We start from the raw sequence: 20,752 nt of genomic DNA, 5'->3' as shown, positions 1-20,752 counted from the left end.
ACGCACCGTGTATAATAGGCGAAGCTATTTACTTTTCTGCAATCTGTTCACTGTAACAGGTTGATTATCCAAAGATTAAGGTGATTTAAATCATGGGATTCAAATGCGGTATCGTCGGTTTGCCCAACGTCGGCAAATCCACCCTGTTCAATGCGCTCACTAAAGCGGGTATTGAAGCGGCCAACTTCCCCTTCTGTACCATTGAGCCGAACACCGGTGTCGTGCCGATGCCCGATCCGCGTCTGGACAAACTGGCTGAAATCGTCAAACCACAGCGTATTCTGCCGACCACGATGGAATTCGTTGATATCGCAGGCCTCGTTAAAGGCGCGTCGAAAGGTGAAGGCCTGGGCAACCAGTTCCTGACCAACATCCGCGAAACCGAAGCTATCGGTCACGTAGTGCGCTGCTTCGAAAACGACAACATCATCCACGTTAACAATAAAGTGGATCCGGCTGACGATATTGACGTTATCAACACCGAGCTGGCGCTCTCCGACCTGGACACCTGCGAGCGCGCTATCCACCGCGTGCAGAAGAAAGCCAAAGGCGGCGATAAAGACGCGAAAGCCGAGCTGGCGGCGCTGGAAAAATGCCTGCCGCACCTTGAGAACGCCGGCATGCTGCGTTCGCTGAAGAACCTGACCGAAGAAGACAAAGCGGCGATTAAATACCTGAGCTTCCTGACCCTGAAGCCGACCATGTATATCGCCAACGTCAACGAAGACGGCTTTGAGAACAACCCTTATCTCGATCAAGTTCGCGAAATTGCCGCCGCCGAAGGTTCTGTGGTGGTCGCCGTTTGCGCCGCCGTTGAGTCCGATATCGCCGAGCTGGACGATGCCGACCGCGATGAGTTTATGGCCGAGCTGGGTCTCGAAGAGCCGGGCCTGAACCGCGTTATCCGCGCCGGCTACGAGCTGCTGAACCTGCAGACCTACTTTACCGCAGGGGTGAAGGAAGTGCGCGCCTGGACTATCCCCGTCGGCGCCACTGCCCCGCAGGCCGCGGGTAAAATCCACACCGACTTTGAAAAAGGCTTTATCCGCGCGCAGACCATCGCCTATGAAGACTTTATTACCTATAAAGGCGAACAGGGTGCCAAAGAAGCCGGGAAAATGCGCGCTGAAGGTAAAGACTACATCGTGAAAGATGGCGATGTGATGAACTTCCTGTTCAACGTCTAAATAAAATTTGTTGTCTCATGAGGTTTCATTGAACCTCATGAACATCGAAAAAAACCACAAAATCCACGCAATTGCGTGGATTTTTCATTTCAGCAAGCGCGTAAGCAAGTCGCAGATGGAGTTAGCCCGACACAGGCTCGCCAGTTAGATAAGATCCGCAAGGTCAACGACGTATCCAACACCTTTAAGCTGATCGCTAAAGAGTGGTTGCAGATGAAAGACTGGGCCGAAATTACCAAAACGCGCCGACTGGATATGCTTGAACGTGTGGTTTTCCCCGCAATAGGTAAGCTCCCAATCAGAGAGGTCACTCCACACCACATCCTTAGAATTCTTCAAGAAACTGCTAAACGAGGAGCACCGACAGTTGCCGCTGAAGCTCGCCACACCGTTTCATCAGTTTTTGAGTTAGCAGTTGCAACGCTTAGAGCTGATAGCGATCCTGTACGGCCTGTGCGCAAGGCCCTTCCGGCCAATAAGATACAGCACAAACAAGCACTGAATCCTTAGCAAATCGGAAAGTTATTAAACTGTTTTGATAATAGTCGTGGCTCGTACCAGGTTAACTATTGTATGTGGCTTATGTGGTGGACATTGACGCGTCCTGCAGAAGCCACCGAAGCAGAATGGACAGAATTCGATCTTGATAACGCCCTGTGGACAATTCCGGCAGCGCGAATGAAAGCCCGCAGAGAACACGTTATTCCCCTCCCCTCACAAGCTATCAAAATGCTCAGAACACTACAGGGATTAACCGGGCATCGGCAGCACCTTTTCCCGGGCAGGGATAATCCGTTAGGTCCAATGACATCGCACTCGCTGCGCCAGCTACGTAAAAGCCTCGGCTGGAGTGGTACATATAGCCCACATGCAACCCGAACCACAGGAAGTACCCGTTTAAACGAGATGGGCTATCGACCTGATGCTATTGAGGCCCAACTTGCGCACGCTGATACCAACAATGTTCGTCGCACATACAACCATGCAACTTATCTTGATGAGCGAAAGGTTATGATGCAGGACTGGGCAAATAAACTTGAAGAATGGGTAGGAAGCGCGCGCAGCACTATTGATGTTTCGTAAACCATGATGTATTGGTCTGTTAATGCTGATTATTAACGATAATTTCCCATCAGATTATAAAAACTATATTTCAGCCTACAATTTTGTAACTATCTGATTATACGACCATTGTTACTCTCCTCACCCAGCGTTATAATTTCTTAGCACCCATTAGCGCAGGATGTTCCCATGAGCCGATACCGTGTCTCTGGCAGTGAAGGACAATATGAGAAAAACTCCGATGAGCAAGTTCTGGCAAATAAGCTGGGGATTGCTGATTCTGGTGAGATGGACGAAGCGGAGCTTGTGCTGTTAGAGAAGCTCTATCACTGCATTTTTGAAGAGCAGTTTCCAGCAGGGCAGATCACCGTTGCTTTGCTGAAAAGCTGGCATCGCCGCTGGCTGGGAAACATCTATGAGTGGGCCGGGCAAGAAAGGACTGTCAATATCAGCAAAGGGGGCTTTATGTTCGCGCCCTCTGCACAGTTGCCAAAACTAATACACGAATTCGACGCTAAATACCTTGCCCGATATACACCATGCACTAACATGAGCGAAGAACAGATCATAGAGGCTATTGCTGTAACCCATGTAGAGCTGATACTCATCCATCCATTCCGGGAAGGCAATGGACGTTTATCACGACTTTTAGCTGATGTGATGGCGGTTCAGGGGGGACACAGGCCGCTGGATTATCAAAGCTGGGAGCAAAACAAAGCCGAATATATTTCGGCTATCCACGCAGGTATGTCAATGGACTACGGCCCGATGTGTTATTGGGTCGGTACTGCGTTAAGACGTGATTAAACAGCAAGACGAAGATGGGCGAACTTTTTGCGCGTCGCTTCAAGCGAAGCTTCGATCTTCTCAGAAGACTGCCCCGTCTCAACGGCGGTTGACGTTGCTACCGAGCGAACAATGTCAGCGCGAGACGGTTTAACGTAATACACCTGCGTTTTCTTGTCATTGCTCATCGCGATTCCTCAGCTATCGAATGTGTAATCTGTACTCATTATATCAAGGTTTCGACACGACTTCACATCATCTGTAGCCCGACGTCATCAAGGGGCCATCTAGCTCTGATTTAGCACTGCACTGAATTTGGGTCAGGGTCAGTGGTAACTAGCCTCAGATAGCAGCATCAACTAAAGTGAGTACAGACATGAGTATGAAAATAAAAATCAAAAATAAAAACATTAAATATCAATTCAATAAATATCAAATCACGATTCAACGTCTAAGCATTTCTTCGCCGTCATGCCCTCCACAAAATCCACGCGCTCGCGTGGATTTTTTATTGCCCGCCGTTCCCGTCAGTTCTGACCCGCCGCCAGCGAATATTTCTTTATTTTGCGATACAGCGTGGCGATGCCGATGCCCAGCTCATCCGCCGCCTGCTTTTTATTACTGTAACGAGAGAGCGCATCGCGGATCATCTGCCGCTCCATCTCCTCCAGCGCCGTCACGTTCTCCTCCTGAGTGAGTGTCGCTGACGCTGAAGCCGACGACGTCGCCTGGCTCGCCGCTTCACCGCTGCTTAACAGATTCGGCGGCAGCAGCGACATATCGATGATTTCTCCCGACGGCACCACGTTGACCAGGTACTCCATCAGGTTGCTGAGTTCGCGAATATTGCCCGGCCAGCGATAGCGCTTAAGGAAATCGATCACGTCCTGCGCGACGCCGGGGTAAACCAGGTTGAGCCGACCGGTATGCAAATGCAGAAAATAGTGAATCAGTAACTCAATGTCGTCCTGGCGTTCGCGTAGCGGCGGCAGACGCAGCGGGATGACGTTCAGGCGATAGTAGAGATCTTCGCGAAACTTCCCTTCCGCAATGTACTGGTCAAGGTTTTGATTGGTTGCGGAAATAATGCGGATATCGACCTGAACCGGATGGCTGGCGCCTACCGGCTGAATCTCTCGTGATTCGATGGCCCGCAGCAGCTTGGCCTGCAGGGTGAGCGGCATATCGCCAATTTCGTCAAGAAACAGCGTTCCGCTGTTGGCCGCCTGAATCAGGCCAGTCTTACCGTTAGCCGATGCGCCGGTAAACGCCCCCTTCACGTAGCCGAACAGTTCACTCTCCAGTAGCTGCTCGGGGATGGCGGCGCAGTTAATGGCGATAAAGGGCTTCGTGTGGCGGTCGCTGAGCTTGTGGATAGCGCGGGCAACAACCTCTTTCCCGGTCCCGCTCTCGCCGGCTATCATCACGCTGGACGGGCTTGGCGCCACGCGGCTGATGAGTTTTTTCAACTGCCGCATAGGCCGACACTCGCCAACCATCGCTTCAATTTGCGGCCCTTCCTGCCCGCAGCTGAAATCGCCAGAAGAGTGCGACTGGTGAAAGGCCATTAAAAACAGCCATTGATCCTGCACCGCGTGCAGCTGGCCGATAATGAGCTCCTTGCGATCGTCAAAGGAGATAATGTGCTGCATATGGCCGTGCTTGAAATTATCTTCGAAGGTCAAAGGCTGAAACTGGATGGACTTACCAATCACCTGTCCCTGAGTGACGCTCATTATTTTCAAAGCGGCCTGGTTGGCAAATTTGACTCTTTGATCGTTGCCCACGACCAGTACGCCCTGATCCATATTTTCGATCATGGTTAAAAATATTTTATGGATATTGTCGCCGACCGCCCGCTCCTGCAAAAAGCGGGAAACGAATATGGTTGAGACATGACGAACATAATCAGAAAACTCCTGGATATTCGCATTTATACGTTCCTGCTGCTCGCGCGTCAGCGCAACCAGGCTAATAACGCCGACGCAGCGGTCGTAATACATCACCGGCGTGCCAAGAAAGGCTTTCTCTTCGCATTTCTCCTTATTGTTACAGTCTTTACACAGGGGGTCGAAGCGGGAGTGGGTAACGACCTTCTCGGTCTGTGTTTCAATAATGTAACGCAGAAGCCGTGAATTTGAATTTAATTTATAGCCAATCTGCTTACTATAAGCCCCGGTTCCCGCAACGCGGTATAATTCGTTATCGACAATCTCAACCTCCAACTGTAGTACGCTGGATAACATCCTTGCAAACTTTTGAATTGTAGGCTGAATCTGCATTAAAATGGAGGGTGCTTTGGACGGTATCATGTCTATCGGCCTTCTATTATTGCTCACCTGTTCGGCGTCAAGCGAAGCGGCTTTATTTATCTGCGGGGAATGATACCACTCCTTTTAGCCACCCGCGTTGATATAGATAGGGCCAATTCCCCCTCCTTATCTTAAATATGCAAGAGCTATCACAGTTTCTTATCATTATGATAAATTTGCCGCGGTTTTTATCATATTGGCGCAATGTGAAGATGATAATCGCATTATTTACGGCGGCAACCTGCGCCTGTCCCGCTGAAATGGACGGCGGGGGGAAAAATTTCACCTTTCTCTTCCCGGGATAACTCGCCTGAATTCGTGACAGACCTGGCATAATCTTAACTATTCAATCCTCTCCGCCGCCTCTCCCGGAGGATTTGGCACGCTTATTGTTAGTGGTAATACAGCGCTGGCAGTCGCTAATTCGGCAACTCTGCATATCCGACCGCACAGCAATCAATAAGCCGTCATTCACGACCAGGATTGAAACATGAAAACTGTTAACGAACTGATTAAGGATATCAATAAACTTAACTCTCATCTCAGTGAGAAAGACTTTCTGCTGACCTGGGAACAATCGCCGGATGAGCTGAAACAGGTGCTGGACGTCGCCGCCGCGCTAAAAACGCTACGCGCTGAAAATATCGCCACCAAAGTGTTCAACAGCGGATTGGGTATTTCCGTGTTCCGCGATAACTCAACCCGTACCCGCTTCTCCTATGCTTCCGCGCTTAATCTGTTAGGGCTGGCGCAACAGGATCTGGATGAGGGGAAATCGCAGATTGCCCACGGCGAAACGGTCCGTGAAACCGCCAACATGATCTCCTTCTGCGCCGACGCCATCGGCATTCGCGATGACATGTTCCTTGGCGCGGGCAACGCCTACATGCGTGAGGTAGGCGAAGCGCTGGATGATGGCCACAAGCAGGGCGTCCTGCCGCAGCGACCGGCGCTGATCAATCTGCAGTGCGATATCGACCACCCGACGCAATCCATGGCCGATCTCGCCTGGCTGCGCGAGCACTTCGGTTCGCTGGAGAACCTGAAGGGCAAGAAAATCGCTATGACCTGGGCCTATTCGCCGAGCTATGGCAAACCGCTCTCGGTACCGCAGGGCATTATCGGCCTGATGACCCGCTTCGGAATGGACGTCACCCTCGCCCACCCGGAAGGTTACGACCTGATCCCGGACGTTATTGAAGTGGCAAAAAACAACGCCAAAGCTTCCGGCGGCAGCTTCCGCCAGGTAAACAGCATGGAAGAAGCCTTTAAAGACGCCGATATCGTCTACCCGAAATCCTGGGCGCCGTACAAGGTGATGGAAAAACGCACCGAGCTGCTGCGCGCGAATGACCATGAAGGCCTGAAGGCGCTGGAAAAAGCCTGCCTTGAACAGAACGCCGGACATAAAGACTGGCACTGTACGGAAGAGATGATGAAACACACCCGCGACGGTGAAGCGCTGTATATGCACTGCCTGCCGGCGGATATCACCGGCGTCTCCTGCGACGCGGGCGAAGTCACCGAGGGCGTCTTCGAGAAGTACCGGATCCCGACCTACAAAGAGGCCAGCTGGAAGCCGTACATCATCGCCGCGATGATCGTCTGCCGCAAATACGCGAACCCGGGCAAGGTGCTGGAGCAGCTGCTCAAGGAAGCGCAGAAACGCATCAAATAATCCCCAGGCTGGCCTGCGGGCCAGCCCCACGACTTTCGCATTTCAAAAAGGATAAGGATCGAGTATGTCTGCTTTCTCACTGAAAATGGATATTGCCGAAAACCGTTTTTTTAACGGAGAGATTTCACCGCTGTTTTCACGCCAGCAGGCGCAGCAGGCTCGCCGCTTTCATCAAAAGATCGCCGGCTATCAGCCCACGCCGCTGGTGGCGCTGAACGAACTTTCCGCGCTGTTTGGGGTACAAAAAATCCTCGTTAAAGATGAATCCCGGCGCTTTGGCCTCAACGCCTTCAAAATGCTCGGCGGCTCTTATGCTATCGCCCGACTGCTGTGTGAAAAATATCATTTAGATATCAACGATCTTTCCTTCGAAACGCTCAAATCCAGCATCAAAGAGAAGATGACGTTCGCCACCACGACCGACGGCAACCACGGCCGCGGCGTGGCGTGGGCAGCCCGCCAGCTGGGCCAGAACGCCGTCATCTATATGCCGAAAGGCTCCGCGCAGGAGCGGGTTGACGCCATACTGCGCCTCGGCGCCGAGTGTATCGTCACCGACATGAACTACGACGACACCGTCCGCTTTACCATGCAGACCGCGCAGAAAAACGGCTGGGAGGTGGTGCAGGACACCGCCTGGGAAGGCTACACGAAAATTCCGACCTGGATTATGCAGGGCTACGCCACCCTCGCCGATGAAACGGTAGAACAGCTCTCCTCAATGGGTATCGCCCGTCCGACGCACGTGCTTCTGCAGGGCGGCGTGGGGGCGATGGCGGGCGGCGTGCTGGGCTACCTGGCCGATGTCTACGGCGCGAAGCATCTCCATTCCATTATCGTCGAGCCGGAGCTGGCCGACTGTCTCTACCGCTCTGCGCTAAAGGGCCAGATCGTCAACGTCAGCGGCGATATGGCCACCATTATGGCCGGTCTCGCCTGCGGTGAGCCCAACCCGCTGGGCTGGGAAGTGCTGCGCAACTGCGCCACGCAGTTTGTCTCCTGTCAGGACGCCGTCGCCGCCCTCGGCATGCGGGTGCTGGGAAACCCGGCGGGCCAGGATCCGCGCGTTATTTCCGGCGAATCCGGCGCCGTCGGTCTCGGCCTGCTGGCGGCGATTCATTTCCATCCGCAGCGCGAAGCGCTGATGCACAAGCTCAAGCTGGATAGCGATTCCGTGGTGCTGGTGATTAGCACCGAAGGCGACACCGACGTTAAGCACTATCGCGAAGTCGTCTGGGAAGGCAAACATCCGGCCGCGCAGTAGCCGATTGATCAACATTCCTCCCGCCCGGCGGGACCCCCGTATTCAGAACTGGAGAACATCCTTATGGCTAAGCAAATTCCGTTCAACGCGATCCTGGAAAAATCAAAACAATACGAAAAAGAGATGACCCGCTTCCTGCGCGATATGATCGCCATCCCCAGCGAAAGCAGCGATGAGAAGCGCGTGGTGCACCGTATCAAAGAGGAGATGGAGAAAGTCGGATTCGACAAAGTGGAAATCGATCCGATGGGTAACGTGCTGGGCTACATCGGCCACGGCCCGCGTCTGGTCGCCATGGACGCGCACATTGATACCGTCGGCATTGGCAACATCAAGAACTGGAACTTCGATCCGTACGAAGGTATGGAGACCGATGAGCTGATCGGCGGACGCGGCGCGTCTGACCAGGAGGGCGGAATGGCCTCCATGGTTTACGCCGGTAAAATCATTAAAGATCTGGGCCTGGAAGATGAGTATACCCTGCTGGTGACCGGTACCGTTCAGGAAGAGGATTGCGACGGCCTGTGCTGGCAGTACATTATTGAACAATCCGGTATACGTCCGGAATTCGTGGTCAGCACCGAACCTACCGACTGCCAGATTTACCGCGGCCAGCGCGGGCGTATGGAGATCCGCGTGGAGGTTCAGGGCGTCAGCTGCCACGGCTCCGCCCCGGAGCGCGGCGATAACGCCATCTTCAAAATGGCGCCCGTTCTCACCGAGCTGGAACAGCTTTCGCACAAGCTGGGCGATGACGAGTTCCTCGGCAAAGGCACCCTGACCGTTTCCGAGATTTTCTTCACCTCGCCGAGCCGCTGCGCGGTAGCGGATAGCTGCGCCGTCTCCATTGACCGCCGTCTGACCTGGGGCGAAACCTGGGAAGGCGCGCTGGAAGAGATCCGCGCGCTGCCGGCGGTGAAAAAAGCCGCCGCGGTGGTCTCGATGTACAACTACGAACGCCCCTCCTGGACCGGCCTGGTCTACCCGACCGAATGCTACTTCCCGACCTGGAAAGTGGAAGAGAACCACTTCACCGTTCGCGCCCTGAGCAACGCCTATGAAGGTCTGTTCGGCAAAGCGCCGGTGGTGGATAAGTGGACCTTCTCCACCAACGGCGTCTCCATTATGGGCCGCCACGGCATTCCGGTTATCGGCTTTGGGCCTGGGAAAGAGCCGGAGGCGCATGCGCCGAATGAGAAAACCTGGAAATCGCATCTGGTAACCTGCGCCGCGATGTATGCCGCTATCCCGCTGAGCTGGCTGGCCACGGAGTAATTGTTCGTCCTGTCTGCCGCCGCGCTCTGCGGCGGTATGTTGAGGTTTCTATGCGCGTACTGATTAAAAATGGCCTCGTCGTCAACGCCGACGGACAGCTAAAGCAGGACCTGCTCATTGAAGATGGCCTCGTCAAGCGCCTTGCCAGTTCTATTGAGGCAGAACAACCCTGCGAAGTGATTGACGCCGAGGGCTGCTACGTGATGCCCGGCGGCGTCGACGTTCATACGCATTTCAATATTGATGTGGGGCTCGCCCGCAGCTGCGATGATTTCTTTACCGGCACCCGGGCCGCGGCCTGCGGCGGTACCACCACAATTGTTGATCATATGGGCTTCGGGCCCGTCGGCTGCCACCTGCGCCACCAGTTCGAGGTCTATCGCGGCTACGCCGCCTATAAAGCCGTTATCGACTACAGTTTTCACGGCGTTATCCAACACGTTAACCACGGCATTCTCGACGAGATCCCGATGATGGTGGATAGCGGCATCAGCAGCTTTAAGCTCTATCTGACCTACCAGTACAAACTCAGCGATGATGAGATATTGCAGGCGATGCGCCACCTGCAGCGCGCCGGCGCGCTGACGACGGTGCATCCGGAAAACGATGCCGCCATCGCCCTGCGCCGGGCGGAATTTATCAACGCCGGTAAAACCGCACCGCGCTATCACGCCCTGAGCCGCCCGCTGGAGTGCGAGGCGGAAGCCATCGCCCGAACGATCAACCTCGCGCAGCTGGCGGGAAACGCGCCGCTGTATATCGTGCATCTTTCCAACGCCCTGGGCCTGGAGTACCTGCGCCTGGCCAGAAGACGCCACCAGCCGGTGTGGGTGGAGACCTGTCCGCAGTATCTGCTGCTGGACGAGCGCTGCTACGAGCGCGAAGACGCGCTTAACTATCTGCTCAGCCCTCCCCTGCGCAACGCCAGCAACAACGATGCGCTATGGCGCGGTATCCATGATGGAGATATTGACACGGTCGCCACCGACCACTGCGCGTTCTCTGCGCAGCAGCGCAGGCAGATCTCCGGCGGCGACTTTAGCCGCTGCCCGAACGGCCTGCCGGGGGTGGAAAACCGGCTGCTGCTGCTGTTCTCGCACGGCGTGATGACCGGGCGCATCACCCCTGAGCGCTTTGTGGCGCTCACCAGCGCCAACCCGGCGAAGCTGTTTGGCCTGTGGCCGCAGAAGGGGCTGCTGGCGCCCGGCGCCGATGGCGACGTGGTTATCATCGATCCGCAGCGTACCACCACCATCCGTCATGCCATGCTGCACGACAACGCCGACTATTCACCCTATGAAGGCTTTATCTGTCAGGGCGCGATTCGCCAGACGCTCTCCCACGGCAGAGTGATCTTTGATAACGGCACCTTTACCGGCATCGCCGGACAGGGCCGCTTTTTACGCCGACAACCCTTTTCCACCGCTCACCAGGCCGTCAGCGGAACAGAAACGTAATGAGAGGAAGCTATGAGTAAAAAAATTGTTCTCGCTCTCGGCGGGAATGCGCTGGGCGACGATCTCGCCGGACAGATGCAGGCCGTACGACACACCGCCCGGACGATCGTCGATCTTATCGCCCTTGGCCACCAGGTGGTGGTCACTCACGGCAACGGTCCGCAGGTGGGCATGATCAACCAGGCCTTCGAGGCCGCGGCAAAAACCGAGGCCCATACGCCCATGCTGCCGATGTCGGTCTGCGTGGCCCTGAGCCAGGGCTACATCGGCTACGACCTGCAGAACGCGATTCGTGAAGAACTGCTAACGCGCCAGCTGGATATCCCGGTGGCGACCCTGATAACCCAGGTGGAAGTGGATGCTAACGATAAGGCATTTCTTAATCCGACCAAGCCCATCGGCTCGTTCTTCAGCAAAGAAGAGGCCGAAAAGCTGAGCCAAAACGGCTACATCATGAAAGAGGACGCCGGGCGCGGCTACCGTCGCGTCGTCGCCTCGCCCATGCCGGTAGATATTATCGAGAAACAAACGGTAAAAGCGCTGATGGATGATTGCCACGTGGTGATCACCGTCGGCGGCGGCGGCATTCCGGTGATTCGCGAGGGTAACCATCTGCGCGGCGCCAGCGCGGTTATCGATAAGGACTGGGCCAGCGCGAAGCTGGCGGAGATGATCGACGCCGACCTGCTGATCATTCTCACCGCCGTAGAAAAGGTGGCGATCAACTTCGGTAAACCTGACGAGCAGTGGCTGGATAACCTCTCCCTGCGCGATGCCGAACGCTTTATCGAAGAGGGGCACTTTGCCAAAGGCTCAATGCTGCCAAAAGTGGAAGCCGCCGCCGCCTTCGCCCGCTCAGGGCCGGGGCGTAAAGCGCTGATCACGATGCTGAGCAAAGCCAAAGAGGGGATTGAAGGAAAAACGGGCACCATTATTAGCCAATAAGCTGTACGCCACGGGTTGCCGGGAACCTCCCGGCAACATTTCCCCTCGCAGAAGCTCAGACCTCAACCGCCTCAGCCAGACAATCCGGCTGGCACGCTTGCCTCACCTGGTTCATCAGCCCCCCCGGCGCGCCGTTTCTCACCTGCAGGATCTCCGCCAGCACGCTGATGGCAATCTCGTTTGGCGTCTCGGCGCCGATGTCATAGCCAATCGGCGCCCGCAGACGGCTGATATCCGCCTCCGTTACGCCGTTTTCCCGCATCTGGCGGACAAAGGCCTGCACTTTCCGCCGGCTGGCCAGCAGCCCCAGCCACGCCACCGGCTGGGTTATCAGCCTGTCCAGCGCCTCCCGATCCTGGTTGTTGGTGGCAATCAGCACGAAATCCTGCGGCCGGACCGCCATCGCCTCCACTACGTCCGTGAAGCTGGCAGCGTGCACCAGCCGCGCCGAAAGCGGAAAAGCGTCGGGGCAAAGGCTGGCGGAATAGATATCGCCAACGCAGATGTCAAAATCCACCCGCGCCGCGGCGTGGGCAACCGCGCGGTTGACGTGCCCGGCGCCGACCAGCAGCAGGCGCGGGCGCAGGCCGTGCACGCTGATGTAAACCGACATCGCGCCGCCGCAGTCGGAGCCCACGGCGTCGCTACCGGTGCGCGCCATGCGGCCGTGAAACATTCGCGACGCCCGTTCGCGCAGCGCTTCCAGCGCCGCATCGATGACTTTACGCTCCACCATCCCGCCGCCGATGGTGCCCACAATCGAACCGTCCTCCCGAATAAGCATCTGAGCGGAGTGTCGGGGGGTGGAGCCCCGACTTTCGACAATCTGCGCCAGGGCAAAGGGGCGATTCTGCTCCTCAAGTCGTGCTGCTTCTGCAAAAATATTCATACTAACCTCAAAGGCGATGTTTACGGCTCTATATCCTTCATACTTCAAGTTGCATGTGCGTTGGCTACGGATTACTCGGCCCATCCATGGGCCTCGCCCTCACGGGCCGTCGCAAGCGACGTTCAAATCTGCTCCCGGCAGATTTGTCGCTCACCCCAGTCACTTACTAGAGTAAGCTCCTGGGGATTCACTGCGTTGCCGCGTGATTCGCCCCTACGGGACTCACCCTTTCAGGGCCAGCGCAAGCGCTGTTCAAAACGGTTAACCGTTTTGTCCTGCAACTCGAATTATTTTGGGTATATTTGTTTATCTGCGATATTTCCCCGGGTTCTCAGTTTGAGAGTTTACCCGACGTTGAAATAGCGTCGCAGCGACCCGTATCGACTATGCAATATTTATACTTAGCCGCCGTTTTTCATCGCAAATTGTGAGACAGGTCATTTCGTTAGCCGTAATGACGCTGCGGCAGGGATCCTACGCCGAATATTTCCTCTGTCGCCGCGATAAAAGAAAGCCGCCCGCTGAAATCACCGCCGAACGGCCGGCATAAATTATCATTCTGATATTCAGGATCTGATTTTGAGAAATCTCGCCGAATGATAAAGCGTATTGATTTGAGTTCTCATTTCCCCGCTGTGGAATTATTCACGCATTCGCGTCGAGTTTCGACCTGGTTCACAAATTAATTATTCTACCGCCGCGGTTTGAATAACTGGTGTGATTGTTGCTCCTCTTTCGTTATCCGTCGGGATGATTACCACCGGCAATGTCGATCTTACAATGATATCTAAGGAGAGGGTTATGGGAGATATAATGCGTCCCGTGCCGTTTGAGGAGCTTTTAACGCGCATTTTCGACGAGTACCAGAGTCAGCGGACTATTTTTGGCATCCCCGAGCAACAGTTTTATACGCCGCAGGCGCAGCGGTCGATCGGCGTATTCGGCGAAAGCTGCGCGACGCCGCTCGGCCCGGCAGCCGGGCCGCATACCCAGCTGGCGCAGAACATTATTACCGCCTGGCTAACCGGCGGGCGGTTTATCGAGCTGAAAACCGTACAGATCCTTGACCGCCTGGAGCTGGAAAAGCCCTGCATCGATGCCGAAGATGAGTGCTTCAACACCGAGTGGTCCACCGAATTTACCCTCAAAAAAGCCTGGGATGAGTACCTGAAAGCCTGGTTCACGCTGCATCTGCTGGAGCAGGTCTTTCCGCTGGGCACCCATAAAGAGAGCAAGTCGTTTATTTTCAATATGAGCGTCGGCTACAACCTTGACGGTATTAAGCAGCCGCCAATGCAGGAATTTATCGACAACATGATGGACGCTTCCGCCCATCCTAAATTCGCCCAGTACCGCGACACCCTGAACCGCTGGCTGCAAAATAGAACCTTTATCGACAGCCTGCCAACCTGCGCGCGCAAAGACGGGCTGGACAATCTGGCTCAACGCGTGCCGGCCAGGCTGGTTCAGGGCGTCACCCTCTCAACCATGCACGGCTGCCCGCCGGACGAGATCGAAGCCATCTGCCGCTATATGCTGACGGAGAAAAATCTCAATACCTTTGTGAAGCTCAACCCGACCCTGCTCGGCTATCCGCGCGTTCGCCAGATCCTTGACGCCTGCGGCTTCGGCTATATCGGCCTTAGCGAAGCGTCGTTTGACCATGACCTTAAGATCGACCGGGCGCTGGAGATGCTGACGCGCCTGATGGCGCTGGCGAAAGCGCGCAGCCTCGGTTTTGGCGTCAAGCTGACCAACACCCTCGGCACCGTCAACAACAAGGGAGCGCTGCCGGGAGATGAAATGTATATGTCCGGCCGCGCGCTATTCCCGCTATCGATCAACGTAGCCGCCCTGCTCTCGCGGGCGTTTGACGGCAAGCTGCCGATCTCCTACTCCGGCGGCGCCAGCCAGCTCAACATTCGCGAGATTTTCGACACCGGCATTCGCCCTATCACTATGGCCACCGACCTGCTGAAGCCGGGAGGATATCTGCGCCTGAGCGAGTGCATGCGCGAGCTGGAGAAAGCCGACGGCTGGAACATGACGCAGATCGACGTCGAGCGCCTCAACGCGCTGGCGGAAAAAGCGGTGAGCATGGACTACACCCAGAAACAGTGGAAGCCGGAAGAGCGCATTGATACCGGCGAGCCGCTGCCGCTGCTGGACTGCTACGTCGCCCCCTGCGTGACGGCCTGCGCCATCAAGCAGGATATTCCGGAGTATATCCGCCTGCTGGGCGAGCATCGCTACGCCGACGCGCTGGAGCTGATTTATCAGCGCAACGCGTTGCCGGCCATCACCGGTCATATCTGCGACCACCAGTGCCAGTACAACTGTACGCGTCTGGATTACGACAGCGCGCTCAACATCCGTGAGCTGAAAAAAGTGGCGCTGGAGAAAGGCTGGGACGAGTACCGCAGCCGCTGGCATAAGCCCGCGGGATCCGGCTCCCGGCACCCGGTAGCGGTGATCGGCGCGGGCCCTGCCGGTCTCGCCGCCGGATACTTCCTCGCCCGCGCCGGGCATCCGGTCACGGTTTTTGAACGCGAAGCCAGCGCCGGGGGCGTGGTGAAGAATATCATTCCGCAGTTCCGCATTCCCGGCGAGCTTATCCAGCACGATATCGATTTTGTCGTCGCCCACGGCGTCAAAATTGAGTACGGCTGCGATCCGCATCTGAGCGTGGAAAAACTGCAGGCAAAGGGTTTTCGTTACGTGCTGGTCGGCACCGGTACCGATAAAAACAGCGGCGTGAAGCTGGGCGGCGATAACCAGAACGTGCATAAGTCGCTGCAGTTCCTGCGCGAGTTTAACCGCGGCGCCGAACTGAACCTGGGCAAACGCGTGGCCGTGGTCGGCGCCGGCAACACCGCCATGGACTGCGCCCGCGCGGCGCTGCGCGTGCCCGGCGTGCAGAGCGCGACCATCGTCTATCGCCGCTCGCAGCAAGAGATGCCCGCCTGGCGCGAAGAGTACGATGAGGCGCTGCTCGACGGCGTCGACTTCGAGTGGCTATGCAACCCGGAACAGTTTAACGCCGACGGGACGCTCGTCGTACGCGTCATGAAGCTCGGCGAGCCGGATGAGAAAGGCCGCCGCCGCCCGGTGGAAACCGATGAGATTCGCACCCTGCAAGTCGACTCTCTGATTACCGCCATCGGCGAGCAGCAGGACGGCGAAGCGCTGTCGGCAATGGGGATCCCACTCGACCCGCAGGGCTGGCCGGTGGTCAACGCCGATGGCGAGACCAGCAAACCGAACGTCTTCCTGATCGGCGACGTTCAGCGCGGCCCCTCTTCTATCGTCTCCGCTATCGGCAACGCGCGACGGGCCACGGACGCGATCCTGGCCCGGGAAAATATCGCCAGCAGCTACGGAAACAAAGTCTGGAACAACGTCGATCCGGCGAAGGTGTACCAGCGTAAAGGCGCCATCGCCGTCACGCTGGTGGATAAAAACCAGCGCGAGGCTTTTGTCGAGCAGGAAGCCAGCCGCTGCCTGGAGTGCAACTACGTGTGCAGCAAGTGCGTCGACGTCTGTCCGAACCGCGCCAATATTTCCGTGGCCGTGCCGGGCTTCCAGAATCGCTTCCAGACCCTGCATCTGGATGCTTATTGCAACGAATGCGGCAACTGCGCTCAGTTCTGCCCGTGGCAGGGAAAACCGTATAAAGACAAAATCACCGTGTTCAGCCTGGAGCAGGATTTTGTCAACAGCACCAATCCGGGCTTCTTCGTCGCGGGCGCCAGCGTCAAAGTGCGTCAGGACGGCCAGACGTGGCAGCTGGAAATTAACGACCGCGGCCAGTTTAACGAGGTACCGGCCCAGTTGGACGCCATGTGCCGCATCATAAGCCATATTCATCAGCACCAAAGCTATCTTCTGGGAGGCGTTGAAGTATGAGTATCCTGATCCTGAAAAATGCCACCGCCGCGCAGATCTATCCGGCGAAAGTGTGGGAGAACGTCGATATCGCCATTGAGAATGATAAAATTCTCGCTGTCGGCCCCGGCCTGTGCCAGCGCTATCCGCAGGCGCAGGTGAAAGAGATGCGCGGGCAGCTGGTGATGCCCGGCATGGTCTGCTCCCACAATCACTTTTATTCCGGCCTGTCCCGGGGGATTCAGGCCAATATCGCCCCCAGCCCGGACTTTATCTCCACGCTGAAAAACCTGTGGTGGCGCCTTGACCGGGCGCTGGACGAAGAGTCGCTCTACTACAGCGGGCTGATCTGCGCCATGGAGGCCGTGCGCAGCGGCTGCACGGCGGTTGTCGATCATCATGCGTCGCCCCACTATATCGCGGGCTCCCTGAGCCAGCTGCGCAACGCCTTCCTCAAAATCGGGCTGCGCGGGATGACCTGCTTCGAAACCACCGACCGTAACTTTGGCAGCCGCGAGCTGCGCGACAGCGTTGAGGAGAACATTCGCTTCGCCAGAGAGATCGACGCCGCGCGCGAAAAGGGCGACCAGCCTTATCTGGTCGAGGCCCATATCGGCGCCCATGCGCCGTTCACCGTGCCGGATGAGGGTCTGGCGATGCTGCGCGAAGCGCTAAAAGCCACCGGCCGCGGCCTGCATATCCACGCGGCGGAAGACCGCTACGATGTCTCTCACAGCCATCACCTTTACGGCAAGGACCTTCTGGCGCGGCTGGCGGAGTTCGACCTTATCAACAGTAAGACGCTGATTGCCCACGGCCTGTACATCTCCGATGCCGACGTCGAGCTACTCAACGCGCAGGACGGCTTCCTGGTGCACAACGCCCGCTCCAACATGAACAACCACGTCGGCTACAACCCCCGCCTGCCGCAGATGCGCAATCTGGCGCTCGGCACCGACGGCATCGGTTCAGACATGTTCGAGGAGATGAAGTTTGCCTTCTTTAAACACCGCGACGCCGGCGGGCCGCTGTGGCCGGACAGCTTCGCGAAGGCGCTGAGCAACGGCAATGAACTGTTGAATCGCAACTTCAACGCCCGCTTTGGCCGCCTTGAGGCGGGCTATAAAGCGGACCTCACCATTTGCGACTATATGGCGCCGACGCCGCTTATCGCGGAAAACATCGCCGGACATATCGCCTTCGGCCTGGGGGCAAACAGCGTGCGCAGCGTCATGGTGAACGGCGTGATGATCTACGAGGATCGCCAGTTCAGCTTCGACTGCGGGCCGATATTCCGCGAAGCGCAGAAAGTGGCGAAAAAAATGTGGGCGCGAATGGATGCGCTCCCCGCGTAGCCCGCGTAAAAACGCTAAACCGGCCTGGCAGGCCGGTTTTTTTTGCTGACAGAACGCGGGCGTATGAAATTGCCCGGCAGCTTCCGCGCCGCCGGGCGCGAGGTTTACAGCGACAGCAGCGCGGCGGTGGCGATATTGCGCTGCTTTTGCAGCGCGCTGAGCTGCTCTTCGGTCATGATACTCAGCGCCGCCGTCGGGCAGACATCAACGCAGGCGGGGCCGCGCTCCCGGGTGCCGCAAAGATCGCACTTAACGATAACCGGCGTCACACCGGCCTCCACCTCAATGGTAATCGCCCCAAACGGGCAGGCGACCACGCAGCTCTGGCAGCCAATGCAGCGCCCGCCGTCGGCCTCCACTTTCTCCGCCCCCATGCTCAGCGCCCCGGTCGGGCAGGCGCCCACGCAGGGCGCATTCTCGCACTGATGACACATCACCGGCACGCTAAGCTCGTCGAGGCGCATCACCTTCAGGCGGGGATGAAACTCCGCCCCCGGCGCCACGTGTTCCAGCGCACATGCTACCTCACAGGTCCTGCAGCCGATGCAGGCCTGCGAACTGGCAACGATAAAACGAGTCATATCTCCTCCCGGGCCGTGAATTGCATCAACATCTCGCTGGCCGCCTGCCGCCCGGCGACCATGGCGGTAACCACCAGGTCCGCGCCGGTCACGGCGTCGCCGCCGGCAAAGATTTTGTCATGGCTGGTTTGCGTCGTTCCGCGCCCTTTGCCGCCGGTCACTATCTGCCCCCAGCGGTCCAGCTTTATCCCGTGGCCGCGCAGCCACGGCATCTCGTGAGCCTGAAAGCCAAACGCCATAATGAGCACATCGGCTTTAAGTTCAAACCCGGAATCCGGGATCGGCTGCGGCCGGCGGCGGCCGTCCGGGCCCGGCTCGCCCATCTTCGTGCGGATCATCTCCACCGCGCAGACCTGCCCCTTGCGGTTGAGCTGAATGCGCTGCGGCTGCACGTTAAACTCAAATTTCACCCCCTCCTCCCGCGCGTTCACCACCTCTTTTTTCGACCCGGGCATGCTCAGCTCATCGCGATGGTAGGCGCAGGTCACGCTCGCTGCGCCGCGGCGAACGGCGGTGCGCAGGCAGTCCATCGCCGTATCTCCCCCGCCAAGCACTACCACCCGTTTCCCCTTAATGTCGGTCAGCGGATACTCAGGGCTCTCTTCGAGCCCCATCACCTCGCGGGTGCTGGCAATCAGGAACGGCAGGGCCTGAATCACGCCGGGGGCGTTCTCTCCCTCCAGGCCGGCGGCCATCAGACCGTAGGTGCCCACGCCAAGGAAGACGGCGTCATAGTTTTTCACCAGATCGGCAAAAGCCACGTCGCGCCCCACCTCCTGGTTGAGATGAAAATTGACGCCCATGGCGCTAAAAACGTCGCGTCGCTTCTCAAGCACGTTTTTATCCAGCTTGAACGGCGGAATACCGAAGGTCAGCAGGCCGCCGATTTCCGGATGGCGATCGAACACGTCAACGTGCACGCCCGCGCGCACGAGAATATCGGCGCAGCCCAGTCCGGCGGGCCCGGCGCCAATCACCGCCACCCGCTCCGGGCGCGGGGCTACTTTGCCGATTGTCGGTCGCCAGCCCATCGCCAGCGCGGTATCGGTGATATAGCGCTCAAGGTTGCCAATGGCGACCGAGCCGCCTTCGTTCTTTAAGGTGCAGGCCCCTTCGCACAGCCTGTCCTGCGGACAGACGCGGCCGCAAATCTCCGGCAGGGAGCTGCTCTGATGGCACAACTCCGCCGCCTCGATAATCTTGCCCTCGCTCACCAGGCGGATGAAATCGGGAATATGATTATGTAAAGGACAGGTCCAGTTACACCACGCTTTCTGCGCGCAGTAGAGACAGCGTTCGCTCTCATACTCCGCATCGCACTCGCTCAGCGGCTGATAGATTTCGCCGAAGTGCTGCATGCGGTCATCGGCGGGCACTTTTTTCGCCCCCACCCGCGGAGGTTTATTGAGTATCGCGCTGCGTCTGGCGCCGCGAACGGCGCCCAGCGGGGTTTCCAGCGCGGAGCGAATCTGCCGCGCGCTACGCAGCCGGTTAACGGCGGCCTCATCCATCAGTTGCAGCGCCTGGGTTGGACAGCTGGCCACGCACGCCTGCTGACCGGAAGGATGCTGGCTGCAAAGATCGCATTTCTGCGCCAGCTGCGGCGCGTCATCATCGTTGGCCACCATCTCAATGGCCCCAAAGGGACAGGCGATGACGCAGTTTTTACAGCCGATGCACAGCGCCTCTGTAAACTGAACGCTGTCGTTCGCCACGCGCAGCGCCTGGGTCGGACAGGAGCCGACGCAGGGGGCGTCGTTGCAGTGGCGGCAGGTCGTCGCGCTGCTGGCGTGGCGGTGGAAGAACACCCGAATGCGCGGCAGAAAGTCGCTGCGCTGCCGGGGCCAGCTGTCCTGGCGATGAGAGGTGACGCAGGCCACTTCACAGGCGTGGCAGCCAATACAGTTTGCAGAATCGGCAACAATAAATTTATTCATTTGCTTCCCTTTATTATTCCAGGACTCACCGGGAAGCAATGCAATAATCAGGCGCTTTTGTTCAGGGTATTCATATGGTGCTTATTTTTGCGAGCCGTCTCAAAAAAACAGGCCCACTCCCGCTTAGCGGCGCGATATA

At 57.3% G+C, this 20,752-nt stretch carries 13 protein-coding genes and 2 pseudogenes; 10 read left to right on the top strand and 5 right to left on the bottom strand.

What is annotated here, in order from left to right; all coding sequences use genetic code 11:
- The first annotated feature begins 92 nt into the window (after positions 1 to 92).
- The 3 genes and pseudogenes from ychF (at position 93) to SIK97_RS08260 (ending at position 3,056) form a co-directional block, all read left to right on the top strand.
- Positions 93 to 1,187, top strand: coding sequence for a redox-regulated ATPase YchF (gene ychF / locus SIK97_RS08270; protein ID WP_032749933.1), 1,095 nt, complete (start codon positions 93 to 95; stop codon positions 1,185 to 1,187).
- Between the two features lie 75 nt (positions 1,188 to 1,262).
- A pseudogene (locus tag SIK97_RS08265) lies at positions 1,263 to 2,270 on the top strand (tyrosine-type recombinase/integrase).
- Positions 2,271 to 2,438: 168 nt separating this feature from the next.
- A complete protein-coding gene (locus tag SIK97_RS08260; RefSeq protein ID WP_014229759.1) occupies positions 2,439 to 3,056 on the top strand; it encodes a Fic/DOC family protein in 618 nt (205 codons plus the stop codon).
- On the opposite strand, the gene SIK97_RS08255 is transcribed toward SIK97_RS08260, so the two are convergent.
- The gene (locus SIK97_RS08255) at positions 3,053 to 3,223 is read right to left on the bottom strand and encodes a hypothetical protein (RefSeq protein WP_004900141.1); all 171 of its coding nucleotides are present in this window, start codon (positions 3,221 to 3,223) and stop codon (positions 3,053 to 3,055) included. The two genes, SIK97_RS08260 and SIK97_RS08255, sit on opposite strands and share 4 nt — an antisense overlap.
- A gap of 339 nt (positions 3,224 to 3,562) precedes the next feature.
- The gene (locus tag SIK97_RS08250) at positions 3,563 to 5,347 is read right to left on the bottom strand and encodes a sigma-54 interaction domain-containing protein (RefSeq protein WP_057174094.1); all 1,785 of its coding nucleotides are present in this window, start codon (positions 5,345 to 5,347) and stop codon (positions 3,563 to 3,565) included.
- A 490-nt stretch (positions 5,348 to 5,837) separates the two neighbouring features.
- On the opposite strand from SIK97_RS08250, the gene ygeW reads away from it, so the two are divergent.
- From ygeW to arcC, 5 genes are all read left to right on the top strand, one after another.
- A complete protein-coding gene (gene ygeW, locus SIK97_RS08245; RefSeq protein ID WP_057174093.1) occupies positions 5,838 to 7,025 on the top strand; it encodes a knotted carbamoyltransferase YgeW in 1,188 nt (395 codons plus the stop codon).
- A 64-nt stretch (positions 7,026 to 7,089) separates the two neighbouring features.
- The gene (gene dpaL / locus SIK97_RS08240) at positions 7,090 to 8,289 is read left to right on the top strand and encodes a diaminopropionate ammonia-lyase (protein WP_014229762.1); all 1,200 of its coding nucleotides are present in this window, start codon (positions 7,090 to 7,092) and stop codon (positions 8,287 to 8,289) included.
- 63 nt (positions 8,290 to 8,352) lie between these two features.
- Complete coding sequence (locus SIK97_RS08235) at positions 8,353 to 9,564, top strand: YgeY family selenium metabolism-linked hydrolase (RefSeq protein ID WP_004851906.1); 1,212 nt, start codon at positions 8,353 to 8,355, stop codon at positions 9,562 to 9,564.
- Between the two features lie 50 nt (positions 9,565 to 9,614).
- Positions 9,615 to 11,021, top strand: coding sequence for a dihydropyrimidinase (gene hydA, locus SIK97_RS08230; RefSeq protein WP_057174092.1), 1,407 nt, complete (start codon positions 9,615 to 9,617; stop codon positions 11,019 to 11,021).
- 12 nt (positions 11,022 to 11,033) lie between these two features.
- The gene (gene arcC, locus SIK97_RS08225; protein ID WP_014229764.1) at positions 11,034 to 11,966 is read left to right on the top strand and encodes a carbamate kinase; all 933 of its coding nucleotides are present in this window, start codon (positions 11,034 to 11,036) and stop codon (positions 11,964 to 11,966) included.
- 112 nt (positions 11,967 to 12,078) lie between these two features.
- On the opposite strand, the pseudogene SIK97_RS08220 reads toward arcC, so the two are convergent.
- Positions 12,079 to 12,855: pseudogene (locus SIK97_RS08220) on the bottom strand (XdhC family protein); the annotation flags it as partial.
- Positions 12,856 to 13,656: 801 nt separating this feature from the next.
- Here SIK97_RS08220 and ygfK point away from each other — a divergent pair.
- Positions 13,657 to 16,761: a putative selenate reductase subunit YgfK gene (ygfK, locus tag SIK97_RS08215; RefSeq protein WP_057174091.1), complete on the top strand. Its 3,105-nt coding sequence runs from the start codon at positions 13,657 to 13,659 to the stop codon at positions 16,759 to 16,761.
- A gap of 2 nt (positions 16,762 to 16,763) precedes the next feature.
- Positions 16,764 to 18,095 carry a putative aminohydrolase SsnA gene (ssnA, locus tag SIK97_RS08210; protein ID WP_192845387.1) on the top strand — a complete coding sequence of 444 codons (1,332 nt, stop codon included), beginning with the start codon at positions 16,764 to 16,766 and terminating at the stop codon, positions 18,093 to 18,095.
- 104 nt (positions 18,096 to 18,199) lie between these two features.
- On the opposite strand, the gene SIK97_RS08205 is transcribed toward ssnA, so the two are convergent.
- A complete protein-coding gene (locus SIK97_RS08205; protein ID WP_014229768.1) occupies positions 18,200 to 18,676 on the bottom strand; it encodes a 4Fe-4S dicluster domain-containing protein in 477 nt (158 codons plus the stop codon).
- On the bottom strand, positions 18,673 to 20,613 hold the full coding sequence (ygfT, locus tag SIK97_RS08200) for a formate-dependent uric acid utilization protein YgfT (protein ID WP_319610929.1): 1,941 nt from the start codon (positions 20,611 to 20,613) through the stop codon (positions 18,673 to 18,675). The genes SIK97_RS08205 and ygfT overlap by 4 nt, the downstream gene beginning before the upstream one ends.
- Positions 20,614 to 20,752: the final 139 nt, after the last annotated feature.

Origin of the sequence: Klebsiella sp. JN_Kp126, from assembly GCF_033843325.1 — a bacterium.
GTDB classification, from domain to species: domain Bacteria; phylum Pseudomonadota; class Gammaproteobacteria; order Enterobacterales; family Enterobacteriaceae; genus Klebsiella; species Klebsiella michiganensis.
Note: the sequence above shows the minus strand (reverse complement) of the source record. Positions and strands in the feature narration are given on the sequence as shown.

What these genes read in the sequence shown, in the direction of transcription:
- ygeW (WP_057174093.1), top strand. Translation starts at nt 5,838, where the DNA reads ATGAAAACTGTTAACGAACTGATTAAGGATATCAATAAACTTAACTCT.
- SIK97_RS08235 (WP_004851906.1), top strand. Translation starts at nt 8,353, where the DNA reads ATGGCTAAGCAAATTCCGTTCAACGCGATCCTGGAAAAATCAAAACAA.
- SIK97_RS08250 (WP_057174094.1), bottom strand. Translation starts at nt 5,347, where the DNA reads ATGATACCGTCCAAAGCACCCTCCATTTTAATGCAGATTCAGCCTACA.
- SIK97_RS08205 (WP_014229768.1), bottom strand. Translation starts at nt 18,676, where the DNA reads ATGACTCGTTTTATCGTTGCCAGTTCGCAGGCCTGCATCGGCTGCAGG.
- dpaL (WP_014229762.1), top strand. Translation starts at nt 7,090, where the DNA reads ATGTCTGCTTTCTCACTGAAAATGGATATTGCCGAAAACCGTTTTTTT.
- arcC (WP_014229764.1), top strand. Translation starts at nt 11,034, where the DNA reads ATGAGTAAAAAAATTGTTCTCGCTCTCGGCGGGAATGCGCTGGGCGAC.
- ychF (WP_032749933.1), top strand. Translation starts at nt 93, where the DNA reads ATGGGATTCAAATGCGGTATCGTCGGTTTGCCCAACGTCGGCAAATCC.
- SIK97_RS08260 (WP_014229759.1), top strand. Translation starts at nt 2,439, where the DNA reads ATGAGCCGATACCGTGTCTCTGGCAGTGAAGGACAATATGAGAAAAAC.
- SIK97_RS08255 (WP_004900141.1), bottom strand. Translation starts at nt 3,223, where the DNA reads ATGAGCAATGACAAGAAAACGCAGGTGTATTACGTTAAACCGTCTCGC.
- hydA (WP_057174092.1), top strand. Translation starts at nt 9,615, where the DNA reads ATGCGCGTACTGATTAAAAATGGCCTCGTCGTCAACGCCGACGGACAG.
- ygfT (WP_319610929.1), bottom strand. Translation starts at nt 20,613, where the DNA reads ATGAATAAATTTATTGTTGCCGATTCTGCAAACTGTATTGGCTGCCAC.
- ygfK (WP_057174091.1), top strand. Translation starts at nt 13,657, where the DNA reads ATGGGAGATATAATGCGTCCCGTGCCGTTTGAGGAGCTTTTAACGCGC.